General features: G+C 65.5%; 20 protein-coding genes and 1 tRNA gene. 18 read left to right on the forward strand and 3 right to left on the reverse strand.

Annotation, left to right across the window (positions count from 1 at the left end):
- Nucleotides 1–187 precede the first annotated feature (187 nt).
- Nucleotides 188–946: an IclR family transcriptional regulator gene (locus KVT32_RS17805; RefSeq protein ID WP_217618589.1), complete on the reverse strand. Its 759-nt coding sequence runs from the start codon at nucleotides 944–946 to the stop codon at nucleotides 188–190.
- A gap of 136 nt (nucleotides 947–1,082) precedes the next feature.
- Between KVT32_RS17805 and KVT32_RS17810 the strand changes: the two genes are divergently transcribed.
- The 13 genes from KVT32_RS17810 to KVT32_RS17870 all read left to right on the forward strand — a co-directional run bounded on the left by KVT32_RS17810 (nucleotide 1,083) and on the right by KVT32_RS17870 (nucleotide 18,827).
- Entirely contained in the window at nucleotides 1,083–2,252 is a 1,170-nt protein-coding gene (locus tag KVT32_RS17810; protein ID WP_217618590.1) for a fumarylacetoacetate hydrolase family protein, read from the forward strand.
- A gap of 193 nt (nucleotides 2,253–2,445) precedes the next feature.
- Nucleotides 2,446–3,411, forward strand: a complete 966-nt coding sequence (ispB, locus tag KVT32_RS17815; RefSeq protein WP_056319988.1) for an octaprenyl diphosphate synthase — start codon at nucleotides 2,446–2,448, stop codon at nucleotides 3,409–3,411.
- Nucleotides 3,412–3,523: 112 nt separating this feature from the next.
- Nucleotides 3,524–3,600 (forward strand) — tRNA-Pro (locus KVT32_RS17820).
- 759 nt (nucleotides 3,601–4,359) lie between these two features.
- Nucleotides 4,360–5,619 carry a nucleotide sugar dehydrogenase gene (locus tag KVT32_RS17825; RefSeq protein ID WP_128829408.1) on the forward strand — a complete coding sequence of 420 codons (1,260 nt, stop codon included), beginning with the start codon at nucleotides 4,360–4,362 and terminating at the stop codon, nucleotides 5,617–5,619.
- A 38-nt stretch (nucleotides 5,620–5,657) separates the two neighbouring features.
- A complete protein-coding gene (locus KVT32_RS17830; protein ID WP_175156506.1) occupies nucleotides 5,658–8,138 on the forward strand; it encodes a hypothetical protein in 2,481 nt (826 codons plus the stop codon).
- A complete protein-coding gene (locus tag KVT32_RS17835; protein WP_152382854.1) occupies nucleotides 8,135–10,192 on the forward strand; it encodes a glycosyltransferase in 2,058 nt (685 codons plus the stop codon). The genes KVT32_RS17830 and KVT32_RS17835 overlap by 4 nt, the downstream gene beginning before the upstream one ends.
- Nucleotides 10,193–10,235: 43 nt before the next feature.
- A complete protein-coding gene (locus tag KVT32_RS17840) occupies nucleotides 10,236–11,393 on the forward strand; it encodes a polysaccharide biosynthesis/export family protein (protein WP_152382853.1) in 1,158 nt (385 codons plus the stop codon).
- 17 nt (nucleotides 11,394–11,410) lie between these two features.
- Nucleotides 11,411–12,748, forward strand: a complete 1,338-nt coding sequence (locus KVT32_RS17845) for an ABC transporter permease (protein ID WP_175156505.1) — start codon at nucleotides 11,411–11,413, stop codon at nucleotides 12,746–12,748.
- Nucleotides 12,749–12,757: 9 nt separating this feature from the next.
- Nucleotides 12,758–13,474 (forward strand): hypothetical protein, encoded by a 717-nt coding sequence (locus KVT32_RS17850; protein WP_056319973.1) that lies wholly within the window; start codon nucleotides 12,758–12,760, stop codon nucleotides 13,472–13,474.
- Between the two features lie 121 nt (nucleotides 13,475–13,595).
- Nucleotides 13,596–14,627: a sugar ABC transporter gene (locus KVT32_RS17855; RefSeq protein ID WP_217618607.1), complete on the forward strand. Its 1,032-nt coding sequence runs from the start codon at nucleotides 13,596–13,598 to the stop codon at nucleotides 14,625–14,627.
- Nucleotides 14,620–16,533: a tetratricopeptide repeat protein gene (locus KVT32_RS17860; RefSeq protein ID WP_217618591.1), complete on the forward strand. Its 1,914-nt coding sequence runs from the start codon at nucleotides 14,620–14,622 to the stop codon at nucleotides 16,531–16,533. Before KVT32_RS17855 ends, KVT32_RS17860 begins: the two co-directional genes overlap by 8 nt.
- Nucleotides 16,534–16,553: 20 nt before the next feature.
- Complete coding sequence (locus KVT32_RS17865) at nucleotides 16,554–17,783, forward strand: polysaccharide lyase family 1 protein (protein WP_062838991.1); 1,230 nt, start codon at nucleotides 16,554–16,556, stop codon at nucleotides 17,781–17,783.
- Nucleotides 17,784–17,858: 75 nt separating this feature from the next.
- A complete protein-coding gene (locus KVT32_RS17870; protein ID WP_142052508.1) occupies nucleotides 17,859–18,827 on the forward strand; it encodes a glycosyltransferase family 9 protein in 969 nt (322 codons plus the stop codon).
- Between the two features lie 112 nt (nucleotides 18,828–18,939).
- Here KVT32_RS17870 and KVT32_RS17875 read toward each other — a convergent pair whose 3' ends face one another.
- Complete coding sequence (locus KVT32_RS17875) at nucleotides 18,940–21,030, reverse strand: PhoX family phosphatase (RefSeq protein WP_056319969.1); 2,091 nt, start codon at nucleotides 21,028–21,030, stop codon at nucleotides 18,940–18,942.
- Between the two features lie 177 nt (nucleotides 21,031–21,207).
- Nucleotides 21,208–21,603, reverse strand: a complete 396-nt coding sequence (locus KVT32_RS17880; protein WP_062838994.1) for a hypothetical protein — start codon at nucleotides 21,601–21,603, stop codon at nucleotides 21,208–21,210.
- Between the two features lie 125 nt (nucleotides 21,604–21,728).
- Here KVT32_RS17880 and KVT32_RS17885 point away from each other — a divergent pair, with 125 nt between their 5' ends.
- The 5 genes from KVT32_RS17885 (at nucleotide 21,729) to KVT32_RS17905 (ending at nucleotide 24,854) form a co-directional block, all read left to right on the forward strand.
- The gene (locus tag KVT32_RS17885) at nucleotides 21,729–22,181 is read left to right on the forward strand and encodes a hypothetical protein (RefSeq protein ID WP_371825597.1); all 453 of its coding nucleotides are present in this window, start codon (nucleotides 21,729–21,731) and stop codon (nucleotides 22,179–22,181) included.
- A 146-nt stretch (nucleotides 22,182–22,327) separates the two neighbouring features.
- Nucleotides 22,328–22,756 (forward strand): carboxymuconolactone decarboxylase family protein, encoded by a 429-nt coding sequence (locus tag KVT32_RS17890; protein ID WP_056320016.1) that lies wholly within the window; start codon nucleotides 22,328–22,330, stop codon nucleotides 22,754–22,756.
- 255 nt (nucleotides 22,757–23,011) lie between these two features.
- Complete coding sequence (locus tag KVT32_RS17895) at nucleotides 23,012–23,635, forward strand: HAD-IB family hydrolase (RefSeq protein ID WP_217618592.1); 624 nt, start codon at nucleotides 23,012–23,014, stop codon at nucleotides 23,633–23,635.
- Complete coding sequence (locus KVT32_RS17900; RefSeq protein WP_217618593.1) at nucleotides 23,632–24,513, forward strand: decaprenyl-phosphate phosphoribosyltransferase; 882 nt, start codon at nucleotides 23,632–23,634, stop codon at nucleotides 24,511–24,513. Before KVT32_RS17895 ends, KVT32_RS17900 begins: the two co-directional genes overlap by 4 nt.
- Nucleotides 24,514–24,515: 2 nt before the next feature.
- Nucleotides 24,516–24,854 carry a multidrug efflux SMR transporter gene (locus tag KVT32_RS17905; protein WP_152382845.1) on the forward strand — a complete coding sequence of 113 codons (339 nt, stop codon included), beginning with the start codon at nucleotides 24,516–24,518 and terminating at the stop codon, nucleotides 24,852–24,854.
- Nucleotides 24,855–24,863 lie beyond the last annotated feature (9 nt).

The raw sequence follows: 24,863 nt of genomic DNA on the forward strand, positions 1-24,863 counted from the left end.
AGTGCTGGTACTAGCGCTTGTACTAGCCGAAAGTCCGCTGAATCAGGACTTGCGATGATGCCAGGCGGCGTGCACGAACAACCGACGTAATTCGGCCATTGCTGACCGAATCCGAGATATTAGCCCGGGACTTTTGGAAAGTCAAAAAGCTGTTGCAGGCTAAGGGCTTAGGTGTGGCGTGCAGGCTTCAGGCGCCCGGAATCACGCGCAGCGCAATGTCGCGCGCCACGCGGCGGATGCCTTCCGTGGCGGCTTGCCGGTGGGCGTCGTCCAGGCGGTCGGTGGGGATGGACGTGCTGACCGCCACCCGCTTGCCCAGGGGTGTCACGCCCACAAAGGCCGCAAAGCACACGAGGCCGGTGGCGACTTCCTCCCGGTCGTGGGCCAGGCCGTGGCGCCGCACGTCGTCCAGTTCGCGGTGCAGGTGGGCGGCGTCGGCGATCGTGCGGTCGGTGACGCGGGGCAGTGTTTCGGGCAGCCGGGCGGCCAGGTCGTCGGGCGGCAGGCTGGCCAACAGGGCCTTGCCCAGCGCGCACGCATGTGCGGGCAGCCGCAGACCCAGGTCCGACACCAGGCGCACGGGCCGGCGCGCGTCCTCCCGGGCCAGGTAGACCACATCAAAGCCATCGAGCGCGGCCAGTTGCACGACCTCGTTGCAGCGGGCCACGAAGGCGCCGGCCGCCTGATGAAAGGCCGTCTGAAGCCCGTCGTGGCGCAGGTACGCAGCGCCTAGCGCCATCAGTTCCAGTCCGACGATATAGCCGCCGTTTAGGCGCTCGACCCAGCGGCGTTGCTCAAGGCAGTCCAGCAGCAGGTACAGCGTGCTCTTTGGCATCTGGCAGGCGCGGGCCAGCTCCGCGGCCTTTACCGGAGCGGGGCGGCCGGCCAGCACGCGCAGGATGTCGTGGGTGCGGCGGATGGCGGGAACGTCGTAATCGGCGGCCATGATTCCAATATGTTGGACAGATATGCAAGATGTTGGACATGATAAATGAAGTCTCCTAGACTGGCTGCGCCATGCCGGGCCAGCCGGCACAGAACACGAGCCCGCCGCCGGCAGGGCACCAACGCGAGGAGACGCCATGAACCCCCACAACCTGCTGCCCGCCGATCTGGCCGACGCCTTGCTCGTGGGCCGCGTCTGGCGGCCCGATCCCGTCGGCGGCCCGAGCGTGGTCGTGGTGCGTGGGGGAGAGGTCGTCGATATCACCGCCACGGCGCCGACCGTGTCCGACCTGCTGGACCATCCCGACCGCGTGTCGCTCGCGCGCCAGGCCAAGGGCGAATCCCTGGGTGACGTGCACGCGCTCATGGATGCCACGCTGCTAGGCGCGCAAGGGCCGCGTCTGCTGGCGCCCTGCGACCTGCAGCCGGTGAAGGCGGCGGGCGTCACGTTTGCCATCAGCCTCTTGGAGCGCCTGATTGAGGAGGAGGCGGGCGGCGACGCCGGCCGCGCCGAGGAAATCCGCGTGCGCATGCAGGCGCTGATCGGCTCCGATCTGTCCCGGCTGCGCCCGGGATCGCCCGAGGCCATCCGCCTAAAAGCCGAAATGCTCGAGCGCGGCCAGTGGTCGCAGTATCTGGAAGTGGGCATCGGCCCCGACGCCGAAGTCTTCTCCAAGACGCCGCCCATGGCCTCGGTGGGCTTTGGCGCGCGGATCGGCGTGCTGCCGGAGTCGCAGTGGAACAATCCCGAACCCGAGATCGTGCTGGCCGTCGACAGCCGGGGCGAAGTGGTCGGCGCCACGCTGGGCAACGACGTAAACCTGCGCGACATCGAAGGCCGCAGCGCGCTGCTCCTGACCAAGGCCAAGGACAACAACGGCTCCTGCGCCATCGGGCCGTTCATCCGGCTGTTCGATGACGGATTCACGATGGACAGCGTCCGGGGCGCCGATGTCTCGCTGCACATCGAAGGCCCCGACGGTTTCACGCTGGACGGCGTCAGTCACATGCGCGAGATCAGCCGCGACCCGCTGGACCTGGTGCGCCAGACTCACGGCGCGCACCATCAGTATCCCGACGGCTTCATGCTGTTCCTGGGCACGATGTTCTCGCCCACCAAGGATCGCAAGGGGCCGGGCACCGGGTTCACGCATGTGGCGGGTGACCGGGTGGTCATTGCCTCGGAGCGTCTGGGCGCGCTCGTGAACGAGGTGCAGCTGGCCACGGAAATCCCGCCCTGGACGTTCGGCGTGCGCGCGCTCTACGCGAACCTGATGGCGCGCGGCCTGCTGGCGCGCGGGCGCTGATCCGGCCGGGGGATCCGACCGGCTGATCCGACCGGCGCGGGGCGCCTGGCGCCGGGCTGCGCGGCCCGGGCCGCGGGCGGCCGGACTTCCCGCGCACTCCCCGTATAATCCGTGGTCGAATCCCCCGCCGACCGCTGGCGGGCCCAGCGGTAAGAGCCGTTACGCGGCTCGCTTCACACTTGTCGGATACGTCTTGAATCTCCCCGCGCTCATTGCCCCCATTGCTGACGATATGAAAGCCGTCGACGCGGTTATCCGCGAGCGGCTGAATTCCGAAGTGGTTCTGATCCGCACGATTGGCGACTACATCATTGGGGCGGGCGGCAAGCGCATGCGCCCGGCCATGGTGCTGATGGTGGCGCGCGCGTTGGGCTACGAAGGCACCCATCACCAGCTGCTGGCTGCAGTGGTGGAATTCATCCACACTGCCACGCTGCTGCACGATGATGTCGTCGACGAATCCGACCTGCGCCGCGGCCGCGAAACCGCCAACGCGGTGTTCGGCAACGCGGCCAGCGTGCTGGTGGGCGACTACCTGTACTCGCGATCGTTCGAAATGATGGTCGAGGCCGACTCGATGCGCATCATGAGCATCCTGTCCGAAGCCACCACCGTGATCGCCGAGGGCGAGGTGCTGCAGCTTCTGAACGTGCATGACCCGGACGTCTCGCAAGAGCGCTACCTGCAGGTGGTGCGCTACAAGACGGCCAAGCTGTTCGAGGCCGCCGCCCAGGTGGGCGCCGTGCTGGCCGGCGCCACGCCCGAGCAGGAAGCCGCCGCCGCCGCCTATGGCCGCCATGTGGGCACGGCGTTCCAGCTGGTCGACGACGTGCTGGACTACAGCGGCGACGCCGCCGCCCTGGGCAAGAACGTGGGCGACGACCTGCGCGAAGGCAAGCCGACCCTGCCGCTGATCCGCGTCATGGAAGTGGGCACGCCTGAGCAGCAGCAGTTGATCCGCGACGCCATCAAGACGGGCGACGCCGACTTCGCTGCCGTGGCCGCCGCGATCCAGGCCACCGACGCGCTGGAACACGCCCGCTTGGCCGCCGTGGCCGAGGCCGATCGGGCCCGTGAAGCCCTTTCGATCTACCCCATTTCCCCTTTTCAAAATTCTCTGTTAGAATTCTGCGCTTTCGCGGTGAATAGAGATCGCTAGCCAAAAACGGCGGCGAGATCGGCAGGAAGTTACCGGGAAAGTGCAGTAAGCAGTAGCAGTAAGTGAAGTAATGTTTGGCGGTACTGAGCATCGCTAAATAAGTTGTCAAGATCGGGGCGTAGCTCAGCCTGGTAGAGTACTGCGTTCGGGACGCAGGAGTCGGAGGTTCGAATCCTCTCGCCCCGACCACTTCATGTGGTCGAGAATTCATGAAGGTGTTTCCCGACACCTTTGGCTGAAAGCCGGTATCGCGCAAGCGTTGCCGGCTTTTTTGCATTTGCGCGGGTAAATGCGAAAACTATTTCACAGCGGGCGGTGTCTGACACCCTTGAGCCACTGCGATTCGCCCGAAGTCATTTCGCCTGGGTGTCAGACACCTTGTATGGCGAGACTTTCCGAATCGCCTGCCGAATTATTCAAGGCCTGGCCATTTCATGGCCGTTTATTACCGGGCGATGAAAACCCAGGCATGTCTCGTGCTGATAGGGTGCGTGCTGATCCCCAGTTTGGTGCGGGTTTTATATTGCCTCACGCAATAACCTAATAAGCAGCCGATCTGGATAATGATTTTTCAGTTTCGTTAAAGCGGACCAAGAAAAACGTCTTTTCATATTTGATTACATTGATCGCAAATTCGATGTTGCGGTTTGTGTAATGAATGTAATTTTTCTAGGGATTTCCCGGGTTTATTACGGGTTGTCCTGATTTATTTCCGCAGCAATAAAAATATTTAGAAAAAAGTTTGCTGTTCGACCCCTCTACGATGCCCAGGCTCGCTACCCAGTCCGTTAACGGGGTACCGAGCCAAATTCATTTTTAGCGATACGTCCGCCCCTATACGGCAACAGTATTTCGGCCTTATGTCGATTTACTCGCTTTGGGGCGTCGATTTCTAGTGTCTGCGACACGACGAAAACAGTGAGGTCCCCCGTGGTAAAGAGAATCGCAGTGTGTGGCCTTGGATATGTCGGCCTGCCCGTGGCAGTGGCATTTTCCAGGCGCTTTGATGTCATCGGTTTTGACGTGGACAAGCGGAGAATCGCACGGCTGAAAGAGGGTGATGACTGGACCGGCGAGATCGAACGCGACGTATTGCTTGCTTCCCCCATGCAGTTCACGGACCAGTTGTCCGAACTGGAAGGCTGCGACTTTTTCGTGGTCGCCGTCCCGACGCCCGTCGACGAAAAGAACAACCCCGACTTTTCCCTGCTGGTCCGTGCGTGCCAATCGCTCGGCCCCGTGCTTCGTCCGGGCTGCATCGTGGTCTTCGAATCGACCGTCCACCCCGGCGCCACCGAGGAAATCTGCGGTCCCGAGCTGGAAAAGGCGTCTGGCCTGCGCTGCGGCGTCGACTTCAAGCTGGGCTACAGCCCCGAGCGCATCAACCCGGGCGACCGCGAGCATCCGCTTGAGAAGATCGTGAAGATCGTTTCCGGCCAGGACGAGCAATCGCTGGAAGTCATTGCCGGCGTGTACGAGCAGATCATCGATGCCGGCGTGCACCGCGCATCCTCCATCAAGGTGGCCGAAGCGGCCAAGGTGCTGGAGAACACGCAGCGCGACATCAACATCGCGCTCATGAACGAGATGTCCAAGATCTGCGGCCTGGTCGGCATCCGTACGTCGGAAGTCCTGGCCGCGGCCGGCACCAAGTGGAACTTCCTGAAGTTCACCCCCGGCCTGGTGGGCGGTCACTGCATCGGCGTGGACCCCTACTACCTGACGTCCAAGGCCCAGGAATTGGGCTACCACCCCGAAGTCATCCTGTCCGGCCGCCGCATCAACGACGGCATGGCCGCGCATGTGGCTTCGCGCCTGGTGCAGCAGCTGGCGCGCAACGGCCGCCTGAACGCCTCCACCCGCGTCGGCATCCTGGGCATGACCTTCAAGGAAAACGTGCCCGACATCCGCAACTCGAAGGTCGTCGATCTTTACAACGCGCTTGGCCAGTACGGCATCACGCCGGTGGCGTGCGACCCCATGGTCGATCCGGAGCAGATGGACCACGAGTACGGCATCAAGCTTGTCGGCCGCGACCAGTTCCGCGACATGGACGTGCTGATCCTGGCGGTGCCGCACCGCGAAACCATGGAAACCATCTGGGAAGACCTGCCGCAGCTCGTCAAGAACGGCGGCATGGTGTGCGACTTGAAGTCCGTCCTGGACCCCAAACGGCTGCCGGCCGACCTCTTGTACTGGACTCTGTAGTTCAGGCGCGTAATCCATACCTACAGGAGAGACCCTGAATGACTGCTTTCACTATCGCTCCGATCGGAACCTGCCGCATCCATACGCCGCTGCGCGATGCCGTGGGCCGCTACCCGGTCAAGCTTCAACTCGGCCGCAACTACGGTTTCGTGCACACGGCCGCCGAAGCGCTCCAGCAGGCCCGTTTCATGTTCGGCCAAAGCGACATCCCCGCCGACGTGCAGCGCCTGATCTTCCGTCCGTCCAATGGCGAGCAGGCCCGCCGCGGCACACACAAGCCGGCCGACCTGTACATGGTCGAGCTGTCCTCGCGCAAGCTGCTGACCATTGACGGCCATCCCATCCAGTCCAATTACCTGGGCCGCTATTTCAGCGAGTTCTTCGCCGACCGCACGCGCACCCGCGCCTTCTGGTCCATGGCCGCCACCGACCGCCTGGCCGAACGCCGCGCGCAGCTCGATCAGGACCCGGTCTTCAAGAGCCTGAGCGCGGAAGACCGCGACCTGCTCGCCCGCATCGTCAAGCGTGACCAGACGGACGAGGAGATCGAGCAGGAGATGCGCCAGCTCGTCGAGCTGCTGGGCCGCGACAAGATCGTGTTCGTCACCCACGTGAATGCGCTCACGCCCGACAACGTGCCGATCGAACAGCGCCAGCAGCTGATCGCCGCCATTACCGCCGCCGCGCAGCGTATCGGGGTGCCGTGCTACGACCCGACGCCGCTCATGAACAAGATCGGCCAGGCCGAGGCGATGGAAGACGGCGGGCTGGACCTGACCCACTACACGCCGGTCTTTGCCGAGCGCCTGTACACGGACTGGTTCAAGAATTTCATCCGGCCGCGCATGAGCTCCTCGACCCCGCAGACCGCCGTGCCCAAGCTGGGCGCCGAGGAAAGCGTCGAGCGCATCGAGAAGCTGTGGGACTCGGGCGAACTGCGCGAAGCCTCGCGCCGTGTGCGAGACGTGCTGCGCCGCTACCCGGGCCTGCCGGATCACGTGGTGCTGTTTGCGCGCATCCAGGAAGAGCTTGGCGACTACGAAGGTTCGCTGGCGCTCCTGACCAGCGCCGACGGCACGCTGGCCTCGGGCAGCAAGGCCGAGCAGATCCTGATGCGTAACCAGTTCAAGCTGGGCCGCTACGACGTGGCGTACTCGCTGGCAGCCGGCCTGCTGGGCGACGAAATCGAAACGCCGGAAATCGTCCGCATCGCGGCGGTGTCCGCCGGCCACCTGGGCTATGTCGACGAAAGCCTGGGCAACTGGAAGCAGCTGTTCCGCATCAGCGCGCCGGGCGACGCCATGTCGCTGGAAGCGGCCGACACCGTGCTGTCGCTGTTGCAGACGGGCGGCGACATGGAAGCGGCGATTCGCTGGGTCCAGGAAGTCCGCGCGGCCAATCCCAGCTACGGTCGCGGCTTCGCGGTCCTGTGGCGCGACCGCCTGCTGGCTGGCGACCGCGACGCGCTGCGCGATCTGGCGGGCGAGCAGCCCAAGCTGGAAGAGGGCGACGCGCTGGAATTGGTCAAGGAAGCCTCGTGGCGCGGTTGCATCGTGGCCGCGGCGACGCTGGCGGCGTCGTGCAACCTGGCCAAGAGCGAGCAGGAAGACATCAGCGGCTGGCTGCAGGCGCAATCGGCGACGTGGGCCGAAGAAGGCAACCGCGCGCTGGAGGAAGGACGACTGCGCGATGCGGCCGAACGCATCTGCGCGCACCGTCTGCTCAATCCCGACGCGCTGACCGGCGCACGGGCGCAGCGCGCATTCGAACGCGCCATGCGCCTCGGCGCGCGGGCCGCGCTGGTGGCGGGCAACCACAAGGAAGTGATCGACCTGACCAACCTGGCCATCGACACGAACGTGGACTTCCCCGAGCTGCACGCCATGCGTGGCCGCGCCGCCGACGCGCTGGGCGACAAGAAGACGGCCATGCGCCATCTGGAAGTGGCCGCCGCCGGCGAGTCCGCCCCGTTCAGCACGAAGCTGCACTTTGCCCGCGTGGCCTTCAATGGCGGCTGGTTCGGTGAAGCCATCGACGCCTACAAGGACGTGCTTGCCCATCCGGGCGCCGACCAGAGCGCCAAGGACGAGGCCGAGCGCCAGTTGGGCCGGTTGGGACCGCGCGCCATCCGCGGCGCCCGCGAGCTCCTGTCGAATGGCGATCATCAGGGCGCGTGGAAGCTGCTGGATCGCGTGGCCCAGTCGTGGCCCGGCATGCCGGAGGTCGATCACGAGAAGCGCCGCATCCTGGCCTATCTGTACGCCGAGGCGCGCGCCCTGGATTCGTCCAGCACGACCGAACGCCTGGCGCTGGGCGAACGTATCGTCTCGCTCGTGCCTGACGACCCCATCGGCCTGCGTCTGGCCGCAGTGGGCGCGATGCGTCTGCACCGGTTCGAACAGGCCCTGCCGTACTGGAAGACGCTGCAGGAGCGTTCCGAGAACCCGGCGCAATACGACAGTTACATCGAGCGCTGCCTCGCGTGGATCGAAAAGATCAACCGGAGAAAGGCAGCATGAATCCGCCACTGATTACCGAGCGAGCGGACGCCAAGTCCGAACTTCAGCAAGTTCAGGCGCAGTTGGAGGAAATCGTTGCGGCATCGGTGCGGGTTCAGGTCGCTCAGGAAAACCTGGCGCGGGCCAAGGCGCTTGCCCGCGGCCACATGCAAGACTCGAAGGTCCGATTCCTGCTGCTTCGCCTGCAGGAATCGGCGGGCCTGAACGAAGGCATGGCCGAGCAGTGGACGACGCTGCTCGAGGAATGCCCGGATGACCTGCAGATCGTGCGCTATTGCGCGACGCGGCTGGTGAAGGAGCGGCACCTGGATGACGCCATGGCGCTGGTCGACCGCCACCTGCCCGCGTCCACGACGAATCCGGACCGCCTGTTCGCGCGGGCCAAACTGCTGAGCGACATCCGCGCGCACGAGCAGTCCGACGCGCTGTTCCGCAGCCTGATCTCGCAGCACACGGACCGCAACATGCGCGTGGAGTTCGCCAAGCGCCTGCGCAAGCGCGGGCTTCTGGCGGACGCCTGGGAGGCGATCGCGCCGGTGGCCAAGCACCTGACCCCAGGCAGCAAGGCGGCCGAGCTGGCCGAAGGGCTGGCCAGCGACTACGCGTTCTATCAGCGTTTCGAGTCCGAGGAGGCCCTGGCCGGCAAGGACGTGCGCATCATTTCGATGAAGCACGCGATCCTGCATTTCCGCCATCGCAAGCTTGCCGAGAACACGCCGGAAAAGGCCGTGTCGGTGGCGCTGGTCACCGGCAGCCTGGGACCGGGCGGGGCCGAGCGCCAGCTGACCCGCCTGGCCGGCGAACTGACCCGTCTGGCCGCCTCGCCGGAACAGCAGCCGCCCGACATCCTCATGCGCCCCAAGAAGGTCGAGGTGCTGGTCAAGCAGCACACCGAACCGTCCGGCGTGTCCAAGAAGCAGGATGATTTCTTCCTGCCGGTGCTCATCAAGGCGCAGATTCCCGTCACGGAGATCAACCGCCTGCCGGCGATCTCGGTGGCGCACCAGGCTCTGCCCGAAGGCAGCCTGGGCCGCCTGCTGGAACAGCTGCCGCCGCCCGTGCACTACGGCGTGACGCGGCTGGCGCCGGTGCTGCGCGCGAACCGGTTCGACGTGGTGAGCCTGTGGCAGGACGGCACGTGCCTGTTCGGCGCCCTGGCCGCGCTTCTGGCCGGCACGCCGACCATCCACCTGGTGTTTCGGGGCCTGCCGCCGAACATCCGCAAGGACCGGTTCCGCGAAGAGTATCCCGAGCTGTACCAGGCGCTGGCGCAGGTGCCCGGCGTGGTGTTCGTCAGCAACAGCCGCAAGGCCGCGGAAGCCTATGCCGAATGGCTGGACCTGCCGCTGGAGCGCTTTCACATCCTGTACAACGGCGTGCCCGACCTGGCGACCGATGCGTCGGACGCCGACAAGGAAAAGTGGGAAGCCTTCGAGGCCCGCACCCAGGACGCCACGGAAACGATTGGCGGCGTGTTCCGCCTGGAACCCGACAAGCGTCCGCAGCTCTTCATCAAGCTGGCGGCGCTTTACCTGAAGGAGCGGCCGCAGGCGCGCTTTTTCCTGGTGGGCGACGGGCGCCTGCGCGAGAACATCGAAGCGCTTGCGCAGGAACACGATGTCCTGGACCGGTTGCTGCTGGTGGGCCTGTCGAACCACGTGGGGTTCTGGTATTCGAAGATGGACGCCAGCGTGCTGCTGTCGCGCTATGAAGGCTTGCCCAACGTCCTGATCGAGGCGCAGCTGCTGGGCGTGCCGGTGATTTCCACGCCGGCGGGCGGGGCAGAGGAGTGTTTCGTCGAGGACGAAACGGGCCACCTGCTCAGCGACGTCGATCACCCCGACATGCACGAGGCGTACAAGAAGGTCTTGAACATGGTGGATCAGGTGCGCAGCAATGCGGACCTGCGGGCACACAGCCGCCAGCGGGCGCAGAAGCTGTTCTCGCTGGATGCGATGCTGACCAAGTTCATGAGCATCTGCATGCCCGCCATGACCGAGTCCCAGAACGACGAGCGCATCGACGTGGCGCCCCAGCGCCGCATGCTGGCGTAATCGGCAGTTGTTCTTTTTCAAGTTGTTGACGCTGAAGGATCTTATGCAAATGAACGTCCCGGCCCTGGGATCGCGGCGACACGCGACCCTTGCCCTGCTGCTTCTGGCAGCGCTGACACTCTCGGGTTGCCAGCTCCCACGGTCCGGCCCGATGCTCAGCGAAATGACCGGCGCTCACGATGACAAGGACGTCATCGTGATGCCCGTGTCGCGTGAACTGGCGCAAAAGAGCAGGGTGCCCGACGTGGCCGATTTCCCTGTGCGCTACCGCGATCTGACGCAAGCCGGATTCGACAAGCTGGTGCCGGGCGACGGCATCAACGTGCGCGTCTGGGAGCGCGGCGGGCTGGGCGTGTTTGCCACGGACCCCTCCGGCATCAGCGACCTGGGCAACCAGGAGATCGATCGTTCGGGCCATGTCTCGTTCCCGATCATCGGCAAGTTCCGCGCCGAGGGCATGACGCTTGGCCAATTGCATGACGCCATCGTGGCGCGCCTGAGCAAGCTCGTGGTCGGCGCGGACGTCAGCGTCACGCGCGCGGCCGACGCCCGCGGCCAGATGGTGACGGTGCAGGGCAACCTGACCAAGCCCGGCATGTACCCCATCACGCAGACCGCCCAGCGCCTGAGCAGCGCGCTGGCGCAGGCCGCGCCGGTGCAGACCAATCCCGAGCAGCTCATCATCAGCCTGCGCCGCGACAATCAGGTCGCCTCGGTGCGGCTGGCGGACATCTACCGCAATCAGAACAACGACATTCTTCTGCGCTCGGGCGATGTCATCACCGCCTACGATGCCAAGGAATTCCTGACCGTGCTGGGCGCGGCCGGCCAGCAGGGCCGGGTCGAGATCAGCAAGCGCAACTACAGCGTGCTGGACGCGCTGGCCGATTCGCGCGGCCTGGACGACAAGCTGGCCGACCCGCGGTCGGTGTTCCTGTTCACGCCCGCGAGGGCGGGGGCCGAAGGCAAGCCGGACCTGCTGCCCGTCGTGTACCAGTTCGACCTTACGCGGCCGGAGCAGGTGGCGCTGGCGCGCGAGTTCACGGTGCATGAAGGACAGGCGATCTATATCTCGGACGCGCCGTTCACGCAGGTGCAGAAGGTGTTGTCGGCCTTCCGCGTCACGATGAGCGCCGGCTTCAGCGCCACGCGAGCCATCGACAGCGATTCGGGCGGCGGTTCGACCGGCGTAGCCCAATAGCGCGTCCATGAGCGTCCATGAGTAACGAGGATCGGATCAAGGGCTGGCGCTCGCGCCGCAAGGAAAGCAACTACACGGTAGGGTCTGGCGTCGCCAACTGGCGGCTGGACCCGGCCGCGCTGTTCGAGGCCAAGGCCCCGCCGGCCGTGCTGTTCAAGCCGCTATTGGCCCGCCTGCAGGGCGAGCCGCACGACTCCGTGGCGGCGCGGCGGGCGGTGTACGAGGCCGTGCAGGCGGAGCTGGATGCCGAGATCGCGCGCAGCGCGGTCGACGAGGCCCTGGCCGATTTTTCGCGGCGGCGCCTGCGCATCATCGTGCGCCTTCTGGAGCAGGACATCCGCGCGGGCGTGGACGTCTTCGCGCTGGGCTACATGCCGGCCAAGCTGATCGCCGAGGACGAACGGCTGGCCGCCGCGCATGCGCGGCGCGTGGAGCGGCGCAAGCAGGACGAAGCACGCGAAGCGCGCCGCCATGCGTCGCGCAATGACATCGCGCTGGAGATCGAGGTTCCGCAAAGCGAGGCGGGCGACCTGGCCATCCTGCGCGACCGGCTGCGCACCCTGCATGAAGGGCATTCGGACGATACGGCCGGCCACCGGCCGATCGGCCGCACGCTGATGGCGATGTTCATCTATCAGCTGCGCGTGATGCACGGCGAGAGCCGCATCGCGCTGGTGTGGGCGCTGGTGGGTCCCGTGGTGCTGCTGACGCTGATTTCGTCGCTGTACATCCTGATGGGTACGCACTACATCCTGGGCATGGACGTGCAGACGTTCTCGCTGCTGGGCGCCACGACCTGGATCATGTTCCGCCAGATCGCGTTTCGGAGCAGCACGGCTTATGTCTCGGCGCGTGGCCTGTTGAACTTCCAGGGCGTCACCCCGCTGATGTGCGCGCTGGTGCAGGCCATGATCTATGTATCGGTGTATCTCGTGGTGTTCGGGGTGCTGATCACCGCGGGCCATGCGATCGGGCTCATCACGCTGCCCAAGAGCTGGGCCGGCTTCATCCTGTTTGTCGTGCTGATGGGCGTGGCGGGCGCGGCGATGGGCGTGCTGTTCGGATCGATCGCGACGTTCTGGCATTTTTTCCTGCGGCTGGCGCCGATCATCGAGCGCTTTCTCCAGATCTTCGCGGCCGTGTTTTTCGTGTCGGAGCAGTTTCCGGAGCAATTGCGGCCGTGGTTGCTGTGGTCGCCACTGGCGCACGGCATGCAGTTGCTGCGCTCGGCCTACTTCCAGGCGTACGAGTCGCACGACGCCAGCCTGGGTTATTTCCTGACCTCGCTGGTGTTCATGATGGTGATCGCCCTGGTGGCCGAGCGCCTTGCCCGTCCCAATGTCCAGCCGATGTGAGGGTGACCAATGATCCATCTCAATGGCGTAACCGACGAACCCTATGCCTTCGGCAGCAGGCTGCCGCTGCTGGCCAACGCCACGCTCGACATTCCGGCCGGGCGGTATGCCTTGCTGTCGCCCGCGCCGGAAATGCACCGCCAGCTGGTGGACGTGCTGTGCTGCCTGCGGCCGCCGCGGCAGGGTTTCGTCAAGCACGACGGCAACGTCTCCTGGGCGATTGGCCGCCAGGGCTTCATCCGCGGCAAGGCCAGCGGCCTTGCCATGATCGATTTCGTCAGCGAGATGTACGAGATCGATCCCGACGCGACGTACGAACTGGTCGCGGACCTGATCAGCGATCCCAAGATGCTGGCCAAGCCCATGGAGCATTGGCCGCTCTACGTGCGGCAGGAGTTCTCGTTCGCGCTGGCGCTGGCGCCCGCGTTCGATGTCTACGTGATCGAAGGGAGCATTCCCTTCGAGCCTTGCCGTTTCACCCGGCTCTGGCTGGCTCTGTTCGAAGAGCGGCTGGTGGGCCGGACACTCATTTTTTCCAGTTATCGCCAGAATCAGTTGGCGGATTATTGCTTCAAAGGCTTGATCTATGAACGAAGCGCGCTCAGCATCGACGACGACCTCGACCAGTGCCTCCGCAGGTATCCCCCGCGACGATCTCGGAGCGACTCCGGCACAGGCGACGACGTCCTCGGAGGCGGCTTCGACGAAGGCCAGCTCGGCTTCTGAGGGCGGATCCGAGATCGAACGCCGCCGCCGCGAGCGGCAGTCGGCGCTGCGCGAGCGCCGGCGCCATCGCTGGGTCAACGCGCTGATCGTCCTGGTGCCGGTGGTGCTGGCGCTGATCTACCTGTCCTTCGTCGCCACGCCGCGCTACGAAGCCGAGTCGCGCTTTTTCGTGCAGTCGGCGTCCAACCAGCAGGGCGGCGGGGGCGCGGCGGCCAGCCTGCTGACCACGGGCAACTCCGGCGGCATGCTGGGCGGCTTCGTGGACGGATGGGCCGTCGCGGACTTCCTGAAATCGCGCGACAGCATGCAGCAGCTTGACCGCAAGGTCGGCCTGCGGCGTTACCTGATGAACGACGGACTGGATCCGCTGAACCGCCTGGCCGAGGACGCCAGCGAGGACGATCTGTACCGCGCCTATCAGGCCTCGGTGCACGTCTCGTTCAACGCGCTGGAGCAGATCGATGTGCTGCGCGTCAGCGCGTTCTCGTCGGAAGACGCGGCCACGCTGTCCAAGGCGCTGATCAGCCTGGCCGAGGAATTCGTCAGCTCGATGAACGAGAAGGGGGTGGCCGACAAGCTGAAGGTGAGCGAGGAGTCGGTCAAGCTGGCCGAGGAAAAGGCGCTGGCGGCGCGCGATGCGCTGACGACCTGGCGCACCAAGCACGGCAACATCGATCCCAGCGCAACGGTGTCGATGCTGCTCAACCTGTCCAGCCAGCTGGAAGGCGAGCTGAGCACCGCGCAGATCAACCTGGACAAGATCCGGGCGCTGGATAACAAGGACCATTTCATGCTCAAGCCTGCGCAGATGCAGGTGGCGGCGCTGAAAAAGCGGCTTGCTTCCGTGCGCCAGCGCCTGAGCGGCGACGGCAATACGGAAGCCAAGCAACTGAAGGAATACGAGGCGCTGCGTAATGCCCAGGTGTTTGCGGATTCCAACCTGACGCTGGCGCAGCAGTCGTACCAGCAGGCGATGACGGACGCGCTGCGCCTGCAGCGGTATCTGTCCATCATCGCGCAGCCGGTTCCGACCGACCGCCCCAGCAGCCCGCGCACCGGCATTCTGCTGTTGCAGGCCCTGGCGCTGGGATTTGTGCTCATGTTCATCGCCCGCGTCGCGATGGCTTTGTTGAGGGGGCTGCGTCATGGTTGATACGGTCGTTGGAAACTGCCCGCCGCAAGCCGGCGCCGAACCCAAGGACGCCACGGCGCGCCTGCGTGACGTCATCGGACATATCCGCGCCTCGGCAGACCCGGCGCGCGATATGACCGCGCTGGAGCCGGCGCTGCGGCCTGCGAAGAATGGCTGGCGTGAGGTCCGGCGCCTTCTGGTGTCGCCGTACGTGAAGGAGGGCAAGCTGGCCCCCGCCGTCGCGGCGCTGGAGACGCTGACTGCCGTGTATCCCGACCGGGCCGACGACAGGCGCCTGCTCGCCAGTCTGCTCGCCCGCCTGGAGCAATGGGACAAGGCCATTGCGCAGGCGGACGCCGCCGCCGGCATCGAACCCGGCAATGCGTCGCTGCATGCCGCGCGCATCCAGCTGCGCGTGCAGGCGGGGCGCGTGCCCGAGGCGGCGGAAGTCGCCCGCACGACCCTTGCGCTTGCCCAGAGCGCGCCGGAAGATGCGTATTCGTGGCTGATGGCCTTCGTGCGCAACGGCGACGTGGCCGAGGCAGCAGGCATCGCGGCAGCGCTGGACCCGGACAACCTGCCCAATGCGCGCGTGGCCACGATGGCGGTTCGCGCGCTGCTCGCGGACCGCCGCAACGCCGCGGCCATTCGTCTTGGCGACGCCGCCTTGCGCGCGGGCCACGACTGCGCGGCGCTGCGATCGTCGCTGGGGCTGGCGCATCTGCGGCGCGGCACCGAGGAAGATCGCAAGACGCATGCGCCGGCGCACTTTGAAGCAGGCCTGAAGGCCGCGCCCGACGACGTGCGGCTGCTGACGCTGCATGGCGAAACGCTGCTGCGCGCCGGACGCTACAAGGATTCCGTGGCGCCATTGGCGCGCGCCATCGAACTGGCGCCCGATCTTGAACAGACGCGGGGCCTGTATGCCCGGGCGCTGCGCTACACCTTGCAGTACGACGCGGCGGCCGAGCAGATGATGTTCCTGCTGAAAAAGTCGCCGGACAACCTGCTGTGGCAGCGGTCCGCCATTGGCGCGCTGTCGCAGGCCGGGCGCAAGGACGAGGCCGAGGCGCTGTTCGAGCAATACGTGGCCAAGCGCGGCGCGCGGCTGCCGGAGACCTTCCAGGAAGCCTTGGCGCGCATGGAAGCGCAGCTGGACACCGCACCCATTCCGCAGGCGCGATTGGACTGGGCCTGGTCGATGCGCGGCGACACCAGCATCGACCGCGCCACGTGGGAACGCCGCGCGCGCTGGGGACACATGATCGACCATCTGCTGTTCGATTGGCTCGAATGCCGCGAGGAACGCGTCGAAGAGGCGATGGCCATGCTGGGTGAGCTGGACACCGGCGAGCGCTTCTTTGCGCCGCTGCTTGCCGCCGGCCGCGGTGTCGTGGTCGCCACAGCCCACGTCGGGCCGATGTATGCAGGCTTGATGGCCCTGGAACTGGTCGGCATCCCGTCGCGCTGGCTGGCGTCGGCGCCCAGCATCGCCCGCAGCAGCTACGCCGAGGCGCTGATCTCGACGGCCGACCAGACCGAAGCGCAGGTCGCCAAGGCCTGCATGCGCGCGATCCACTCGGGATTCGTGCTGTGCCTGGCGATCGACGGCGCGGCCAATCCCGCCGCGCCGCGCACGACGTTCGAAGGCCAGGACGTCACCTATTCCGGCTTTGCGGCGCATCTGGCGCACCGGATGGGCGTGCCGTCCGTGTTCTACGCGCCGCGCTGGGAGAACGGTCAGGTGGCCTACACGCTGGAAATGCTGCCGGCCGCCAATCCGGGCGAGGAGGCCGACGCCTACGCGCAGCGCTGGCAGAAGGCGTACTTCGAGCGGCTGCGCGAGCACCTTGCCGGCCCGCCGGAAAACCTGCGGCTGAGCGGCGGCATCTGGCGTCACGTGACGGCCGCGGATCCGTCCGCGTGATCCACAGGGAGCGATTTGTGATGCGACTTCAAAAGACGATGATGATCGGGCTGCTGGCGCTGGCCGGCCTGCATGGCGGTGCGGCGGCAGCCGCCGAGCCGTGCAAGGCGCCGGACGAGCAATGCCCGTTCGTTTCGGCGTTGCTGGCGCAGCGCGAAGGATATGGGGCCAAGGCGACGGGCGGCCTGGGCGGCAAGTTCATTGAAGTGACCTCCGACCAGGACGCCGGCCCCGGCACGCTGCGGGCAGCGCTGGCGCAGGCCCGCAAGGGGCCGACGTGGATACGCTTTGCCTCGGACATGACCATTGTCCTGAAGTCGCAGTTGCGGGTTCCGTCCAACACGACCATCGACGGCCGCGGCAAGCGGGTGGCCCTGATCGACGATGGCCTGGGCGTGTATGGCGCGAAGAACGTCATCCTGACGCACCTGACCATCGACGGGCGGCTCACCCGCCTCACGCAGGCCGTGAACGTGGCCAACGACAGCCGCGACGTGTGGGTTGACCACATGGATCTGTCGCGGATGTCGGATCGCCTGTTGAACGTGAAGAACGGCTCGACGGACGTGACGATCTCATGGACCAAGTTCCACAATTCGAACAAGGTGATGCTGCTGAACAACATCACGTCCAAGAACCTGTTCCAGAACTACGAGCGCGATTCGATTGCACGTGTAACGTTGCATCACAACTATTTCTTCAACACCGTGCAGCGCAATCCGCGCGCGCAGTTCGGCACCTTCCACCTGTTCAACAACCTGCTTGAGAACTGGGACTTCTATGGCATGAGTTTCAGCCTGGAGGCCAAGGCGCTGGTGGAAGGCAACATCTTCAACAACGATGCGCAGCGCAAATGCGTGGAACCCGAGTTCTTTCCCACCGTGGAAGGCATCAATGTCAATTATTGTCGCTATATCCCGATTGCGCCGGCGCGCAGCGCATTGGAAAATGGCGACTCCGATCGCGGGGCCTATGAAAGGCGCAAGGAGGATCACGGGTACACTCGCGACTTCAAGGCGTTTCTGCGTCTGAAAGACAACCTGTACCTTGGCGATGCGAAGCCGGTGCTGCAGGATTACCGCCCCGAGTCGGCGCCCACGCCGCCGTATTGTTACGGCTACGAGAAGGCGACGCCCGAGCTGGCCGAGAAGATCCGCAAGTTTGCGGGCAATACATCGGGCGATACGCCCCTGCCGGCCTCACGCACTGGTGCGGGTTGCCAGGCTGAAAGTCACCGGCCGGGGTCTTGATTTCAGAATTTTCCGATTGCGCGCGGTACTGCAAGAGAGCAGGATGTCGCGCGAGATTTCACCAAGTGAGTGGCCATGGCCGATGTCGTCGTATTCGTTCGTAGCAAGTCGCGCTACGGCGACCAGATAGTGGCGTATCCCGCGCTGTATCAAGTCAAGAAATTGTGGCCGGACAAGCAGGTGCGCGTTGTGTCCCGATTTGCCGTCGAGGACTTCTATACGCAGTTGCCGTGGGTGGACCAGTTTGTCCGCGCGGACGCGTTCGGCGATCAGGTCCGGGCGCTTCCGCGGCGCGCCAGCGCGTCGTTGACCCTGCATCATTCCAGCGAGCGCTTTGCCCTGATCAACCTGCTGCGCCGTCCCCCGATGCGCCTGGGCTTCAGCAACCGCCGCCTTGGCGACTGTGTCTGGACGCATTCGCACGTCAAGGACATCCGCGAATACATCGGGCTGGCAAACCTGCGGCTGCTGTCCACGGTGCAGCACCACGACCCCGAAGTCATCGCGCGCCAGTGCTTCCTTGAAATCGCACGGCCCTGCGCGGACAAGGTGCAACCGGCCGACATCGTCTTCATCCCGGGCGGTGGCGCAGGCAAGTTCAAGCGGTGGCCGGTGGAGCATTACGTTGCGCTGGCCGATCTCCTGCAGGCGCGGCTGGGCGGCGGGGCGACGTTCACGTTTGTGCTGGGGCCGGCTGAAGCGGCCGAGCGCGAACGCCTGCAAGCCCTGCAGCGGGCGGACTTCCGGCTTGAGAGCTGCCGGCCCGTGGCCGAGCTGGTCGCGCTGATGCAGCACGCGCGCCTTATCGTCTCCAACGATTGCGGCCCCTCCCATATCGCGCAGGGCCTCTGTGTGCCCTATGTGGGCGTGTTCAACGAATCCAACCCCGAATGGTTCTGGGCCCGCGAGTACACCCGCGACGTCGTGCCCGAAGCGGGATTTTCGAATATCGATTCGATTGAGCCGGGGCGTGTGCTCCAGGCTTGCATGACGGTATTGGACAAATCCCCGCAGCGACCCGGGCTTGATCGGTGCGCCGCTTAGCCGATCACTAGCCGATCACTAGCCGGCGCCTTGCGCGCAAGCAATAAAAAAAGGCCACCCGCGAGGGTGGCCCTAATTTTTGGGCGACCGGGACGTCCCGGTCGCGCCGTCATCACACCCCGATCGGACCGCCGTCGGCACGGCGGATCACCACCGTGGACGAACGCGGGCGGACGACGCCCGTGGTGGCGACGGTGGCGTCATCGGTGTCGTAGGCCGGCCAGTTCACCGGATGCTGGATGTTCAGGAAGACGCTGGTGTAGTCCGGCGTGAAGGCAAAACCGGTCACCTCGGCTTCGTTCGGTCCGATGAAGAAGCGGCGCAGGTCGGCCTGGTTGGTCGCATTGATCGCCGGGCCCGTGCCGGTGCTGTTGGCCAGGGCGCCGGGGATCACGGCCAGCATCTGGTCGTTGGTCGCGCGGGCCACGTCGTTGTTGCGGCCGCCGTCGATGCCGTTGTCGGTCTGGATCCACAGGATGCCGCGCGAATCGAACCCCAGGCCGTCCGGGCTGGCAAGCTGGTTCAGCGCGGTCAGGCCGGAACGGTTGGTGTCGGCATCGGCGCCGGCGTTCGAACCGAACACGAAGATGTCCCACTTGAACTTGGTCGAGCCCGGCTCGTCGTGCCAGCGCACGATGTGGCCGTTGACGTTGTTCAGGCGCGGGTTGGCCGGGTTGGTGCCGCGGCTGGCGTTGCGGCTGGTGTTGTTCGTCAGCGTCAGGTAGATGTCGCCGTTGGTCGGGTGCGTGGCCGTCCATTCCGGGCGGTCCATCGGCGTGGCGCCGACGAAGTCCGCTGCGCCGCGCGTGTTGATGATGATGTTTTCCAGGCTGCCGAATTCGTCGGCCAGCGTGCGGCCGCCCGCGCCCACGGTCGTGCCGACGAGCGGGATCCATTGGCCCGTGCCGTCGGCGTCAAAGCGCGCGACGTACAGCGTGCCCTTGTCCAGGTACTTCGCGCCCACGGCGAGGCGGTCGGTGCGCTCGGCATCCTTCGGATCCCACACGGCTTCCGACACGAAGCGGTAGATGTACTCGAAACGGGAATCGTCGCCGCTGTAGAAGGCGAGCGGCTTGCCGGCTTCGGGCATGGCGTAGGCGCAGCCTTCGTGCGCGAAGCGGCCCATCGCGGTGCGCTTGGTGGCGATGCTGTTTTCGTTGAACGGATCGATCTCGACCAGGTAGCCGAAGCCGTTGACTTCGTTGCGCCAATCCTGCGTGAAGTCGGCGCCGGTCTCGGTGACGTTAAAGCGCGCGAACTCGCCCTGGACTTCCAGCGGATCATTGGCGCCCGTTTCCCATTGGTAGCGGCCGGCCGTATCCGGCACGCCGACGCGAAGCTGGTGCGCGGGTCGCGTGCCGGTGTTCACGAAGCAGGCGGCCCAGTTTTCTTCAGCGGTGATGTACGTGCCCCACGGGGTGAAGCCGTTGCCGCAGTTGTTGTTGGTGCCACGCACCATCGTGCCGGTGGGCGAGTACGGCGTCTTGACCCAGTCCGTGCCGCCGACCGGGCCGGCCAGCTTCATCGGCGTGGCCGACGTGAAGCGGCGGTTGTAGCGCGAATTGTGAACGATGTTCCAGCGGCCGTTTTCCAGGCGCACGTGCAGGATCGCCACGCCGTGCGCGTTGATCTCCTTGCGGATTTCCTCGATGGGACGCACGCCTGCGACGTTCGTCGGGCCGTTCGGGTGCAGCGCGCCCTGGTCGATGTATTCGTGGTTGATCGCCAGCAGGCCTTCGGTGGAGCTGCCATTGATCGGGAAAAAGTGCATGCCGTCGTGGTGCATGCCAGTGGAGTTGAGCAGGTCCGTCGAGCTGTTGTTGCCGTTGCGGTCCCAAGGATTGGCGTTGTCGTTGAACGGCGTGCCCCACGGCGCGAACACGTGGGCGGTGTAGCCGGCCGGCACGACACAGGCGTCGGTCATGGAGGTGGGCAGGGACTCGAAACCGAGCTTGATCGGAGCGGCAGGCTGCTCGCCGCCGGGCACTTCGGGCGCGGGATTCTGGCCGCCGTTTCCGGCGTCGTCATCATCGTCGTCGCTGCCGTTACAGCCGGCCAGGCCCAGGCTGGTCATCGTCGCGAACGCGGCGGCGATGCCGCCGCGCATCACCATGCGGCGGGACATGTTCTTTTCGAGGATCTCGCTGAACGGGGTGCTCTGGCTGGGGTTGCGGACAGTCTTGTCGGAGATGGACTTGCTCATTGGAACTCCTGGCTTTGGGTCTGATGCCCGATGGGGACGAGCAATACTAGAAGTCCGAAATGAAAGGTTAATGACAGTGCCCTGAAATTGCGGCGCGCGGCAAGCGCGTGGCCAAAAACAAATGGCTGACCCCGCATGCGCGGGCGTCAGCCACGGGACCCGATAAGGCAGGCGCGTCTATCTGTTCTCGTCGTCCATCGTCAGCGCGCCGTCCTTCATGATGCCTTGCGCGATCTCTTCGGCCGACTTGCCGGCAAAGCCGTGTTCGCCGGCGGTGATGCGCAGGCTGTCGCCTTCCAGCGGACTCATCAGCGTGGCCGAGGACAGGAGAATGCCGTTCGCGCGGAACTGCACGCGCTGGCCCACGCGCTCGCGCGTGAAGTTCGCCAGCGCCTTGCTGCTGTCCGGCTTGAGCTTGATGTCGACAATGCGGGCGTTGGTGTGCGGATCGGCGCCGGGCGTGGCCTGCTCGACCTGCAGGGTGACGGATTCGGCGTGGGCGGCTAGGGGGGCGGCGGCGGCCAGCGCCGCGGCCAGGGCGGTGGCCAGCATGGGATGTCGCAGGGACGGCATGGAAACGCTCCTTCTGATGGACGACGGCTCCATCCTATACGGATCGCCTCGGGGGGGGGGATGACCGTCTGATATATTCCTGACGAAATTTTGCCGGCTTGGGCCGCGCCCGAGGACAGTGAGAAATGACCATGATTGCACGCGCGGCCTGCCTGTTGTCCATCGCACTTCTGGCGGGCGCGGCCCACGCCGGTTCCGCGCCCGCTTCGCTGTCGTGCGTATCCGAAATCGGCAAGGTGGCGCTCAAGGGCGATATTCCTTCGCCCTCGTCCGATGCGTTGGCCCTGACCTTGACGTACGCCGCGGCCACGCTGTCGTTCACGGCCGACGACGCGCCGGCATATGTGGTCGCCAATTTCTCGCAGTCGGTCTTCACGCTGGTCGCGCCGGCCGACGGGCAGGCGCTGACGCTGTACGCGCTGCCGTCCACTGTTGCCGTGAAAAAGACGGCGGACGGCGACATGGCGGGCACGTTCCAGGCCAAGTTGCTGGGCCCGCGTCCCGGCGGCAAGGCGGCCAGCGGTTATCCCGCGCCGCTGCAGGCCACGTTGAATTGCGATTACCGCTATTCGCTGTAGGCCCCGCCCGCCGCGTTCACTGCCCAGGCATCGATTTGCGCCGCTGCGCCGCATTTGACGGGCGGGAGGCGGCACGCCCACAATCGGCCGGATGACAACCGGCAGGCGGGCCGGCGATGCCCGCCGCCACGATCCCGGAGGAACCCATGGCAGACACCCAGAAAGAAACCCAGAAAGAAACCCAGGCGCTGTTCGATCAAGGCCTGGCGCTACGCCGCGAAGTGCTCGGCGCCGATTATGTCGACGGATCGCTGGCGCGCGCCAACGACTTCATGATGGCCTTCCAGAACATCACTACGGAGTGGTGCTGGGGCTATACATGGGGCCGTCCCGGGCTGGAGAAGAAAACGCGCAGCATGCTCAATCTGGCCATGCTGACGGCGCTGAACCGTCCGGCCGAGATCAAGCTGCACGTCAAGGGCGCCCTGAACAACGGCGTGACGGTCGAAGAGATCAAGGAGATTCTCTTGCAGGCCACGGTGTATTGCGGCATTCCCGCGGGGCTGGACGCTTTCAAGGTGGCCAACCAGGTGCTCGAAGAAGAAGGCGCATTCAAGCAGGCAGAGCAGGCCTGAGGCCCTTGCCGCGCGAAAAACGGCAGGAATCGCGCGGTGCTTTTTGCCTTGCTCGCCCGGAGGGCAGGCTATGATGACTTGTCATCAAGTGTGTTACAAACACACAAAATTTGAAATAAAACGCATAGGCTTCACCGCAGGACTGCATCGCGCAGCCCTGCGTCTGACATTACGCGTCCGCGCCTTGGGCGCCGACGCATTTTCCGGCACAGTTTGCGACGTCATGCCCTGACCGGGCGCCGCCGCGAAAGCAGTATGGCTACACAAACGCAGTTTCCCGATTCCACGCGGGTGATCGCGGCCTTCGACTTTGACGGCACGCTCACCCAGCGCGATACGTTCGTCCCCTTCCTGGCCCACTTGTCGTGGGTCCGTTTTCTGACGGCGCTCTTGCAAACCGCCCCGGCGCTGGCGGCCTTTGCCATGCGCCTGCGCAGCAACGAAGACGCAAAAAGATCACTGTGCCGCGCCGCGCTCCGCGGACGTCCGCGCGCCCAACTGGCCCACGTCGCCCGCGCCTGGGTGCACACCATCCCGCTGCGACCCGCGCTTATCGACCGTCTTCGCTGGCATCAGCAGCGCGGCGACCGCTGCGTGCTGGTCAGCGCGTCTCCCGATATCTACCTGGAAGAAGTGGCGCGATACCTGGGGTTCGACGACCTTATCTGCACGCGCATGGCGGTGGACGCGCAGGGCCGCCTGACCGGCGACTTTGACGGCCACAACTGCTGGGGGCCTGAAAAGCTGCGGCGCCTGACCGAACGCTTCGGCGGCACGGACCAATACGAACTGCACGCCTACGGCGACAGCCGCGGCGACCAGTGGCTCATCGATGCGGCGCACCACGCGTGGTATCGCGGGCAGGCGGTCAAGCCATGACCGCCTGGCTTTCCCTCTTGCGTCCGCAGCAGTGGCTGAAGAACGGCTTCGTGCTGATCGGCCTGATCTTCAGCCACGGCTGGTCCGACCCGGCGCTGGTGTTCGCGGTGGGTGTGGGTTTCGTGGCGTTTTGCCTGGCCTCCAGCGCGGTGTATGTCCTGAACGACTATCACGACCGCGCCGCCGACGCGGCCCATCCCAAGAAACGGCTGCGCGCCATCGCCAGCGGCCGGGTGAGCCTGCCCGCCGCCCGCGCGCTGATCGCGGTGCTGTTCTGCGCGGCGCTGGGCCTGCCGCTTGCGTGCGGATTGGGGCCGGTGGCGCTGGCCGTGGCCGGTTACCTGACCCTGAACGTTGCCTACACGCTGAGCCTGAAGCACAAGGTGCTGGTCGATGTGTTCTGCATCGCATCCGGCTTCATGATCCGCCTGGCCTGTGGCACTTACGCGGTGGGCATCGTCCCGTCGCGCTGGATGCTGCTGTGCAGTTTCATGCTGACACTGTTCCTGGGCTTTGCCAAGCGGCGGGCCGAGATTGCCTCGGCGCCCCTGGATGCGCCGGCGTCGGCGGGCAGCACGCGCACCGTGCTGCGGCATTATTCGCCGCAACTGCTGGACATTCTGGTGGCCATTACCGCCAGCACGACGCTGCTGGCGTATGGCCTTTACACGGTGGACTCGGACACCGCCGCGCTGCACGGGACGCAGAATCTGATCATCACGCTGCCCATCGTCACGTTCGGCGTATTTCGCTATCTGTACCTGCTGTACAAGGGCGGATCGGGCGAAGAGCCGGGGCGCGATCTGCTTGCCGACAGCCAGATCCGCCTGGCGGTGCTGGCCTGGGTGGCCGTGGTGGTTTTGCTTGTAAGGACGTAGACATGGCATATCTTTGGCTGATCCTCAGCGGGGCCTGTAGCGTGGCGGCCAGCGTGGCCCTCAAGGCGGCGGGAAGCAGCGCCGCACAAGCGGCCGCGCCGTCCCTGCTGAGCCAGGGGCTGCCCTATCTTGCCGCCATCGGCGCGTACGGACTGGGTTTTGGTTTTTATGCGCTGGCGCTACGCCAGCTGGATCTGACGCTGGCCTATCCGTTGATGGTGGCTTTTGCCATCGCTGGCGTCTTTGCCTACGGCCTGTTGTCCGGCACGGAAACCATCACCGCCCTGCGGATGGCGGGCGCGGCGTTCATCGCCATTGGCGTCTTCCTGATTTCGAAATAGGCGGGCACA

Source organism: Achromobacter sp. GbtcB20, assembly GCF_019091095.1.
Lineage (GTDB): Bacteria > Pseudomonadota > Gammaproteobacteria > Burkholderiales > Burkholderiaceae_B > Achromobacter > Achromobacter mucicolens.

Excerpts from the sequence above, each read along its gene's own strand:
- KVT32_RS17805 (WP_217618589.1), bottom strand. The coding sequence starts at position 946 with ATGGCCGCCGATTACGACGTTCCCGCCATCCGCCGCACCCACGACATC.
- KVT32_RS17810 (WP_217618590.1), top strand. The coding sequence starts at position 1,083 with ATGAACCCCCACAACCTGCTGCCCGCCGATCTGGCCGACGCCTTGCTC.
- KVT32_RS17830 (WP_175156506.1), top strand. The coding sequence starts at position 5,658 with ATGACTGCTTTCACTATCGCTCCGATCGGAACCTGCCGCATCCATACG.
- KVT32_RS17835 (WP_152382854.1), top strand. The coding sequence starts at position 8,135 with ATGAATCCGCCACTGATTACCGAGCGAGCGGACGCCAAGTCCGAACTT.
- KVT32_RS17840 (WP_152382853.1), top strand. The coding sequence starts at position 10,236 with ATGCAAATGAACGTCCCGGCCCTGGGATCGCGGCGACACGCGACCCTT.
- KVT32_RS17845 (WP_175156505.1), top strand. The coding sequence starts at position 11,411 with ATGAGTAACGAGGATCGGATCAAGGGCTGGCGCTCGCGCCGCAAGGAA.
- KVT32_RS17850 (WP_056319973.1), top strand. The coding sequence starts at position 12,758 with ATGATCCATCTCAATGGCGTAACCGACGAACCCTATGCCTTCGGCAGC.
- KVT32_RS17860 (WP_217618591.1), top strand. The coding sequence starts at position 14,620 with ATGGTTGATACGGTCGTTGGAAACTGCCCGCCGCAAGCCGGCGCCGAA.
- KVT32_RS17865 (WP_062838991.1), top strand. The coding sequence starts at position 16,554 with ATGCGACTTCAAAAGACGATGATGATCGGGCTGCTGGCGCTGGCCGGC.
- KVT32_RS17870 (WP_142052508.1), top strand. The coding sequence starts at position 17,859 with ATGGCCGATGTCGTCGTATTCGTTCGTAGCAAGTCGCGCTACGGCGAC.
- KVT32_RS17875 (WP_056319969.1), bottom strand. The coding sequence starts at position 21,030 with ATGAGCAAGTCCATCTCCGACAAGACTGTCCGCAACCCCAGCCAGAGC.
- KVT32_RS17880 (WP_062838994.1), bottom strand. The coding sequence starts at position 21,603 with ATGCCGTCCCTGCGACATCCCATGCTGGCCACCGCCCTGGCCGCGGCG.
- KVT32_RS17885 (WP_371825597.1), top strand. The coding sequence starts at position 21,729 with ATGACCATGATTGCACGCGCGGCCTGCCTGTTGTCCATCGCACTTCTG.
- KVT32_RS17890 (WP_056320016.1), top strand. The coding sequence starts at position 22,328 with ATGGCAGACACCCAGAAAGAAACCCAGAAAGAAACCCAGGCGCTGTTC.
- KVT32_RS17895 (WP_217618592.1), top strand. The coding sequence starts at position 23,012 with ATGGCTACACAAACGCAGTTTCCCGATTCCACGCGGGTGATCGCGGCC.
- KVT32_RS17900 (WP_217618593.1), top strand. The coding sequence starts at position 23,632 with ATGACCGCCTGGCTTTCCCTCTTGCGTCCGCAGCAGTGGCTGAAGAAC.
- KVT32_RS17905 (WP_152382845.1), top strand. The coding sequence starts at position 24,516 with ATGGCATATCTTTGGCTGATCCTCAGCGGGGCCTGTAGCGTGGCGGCC.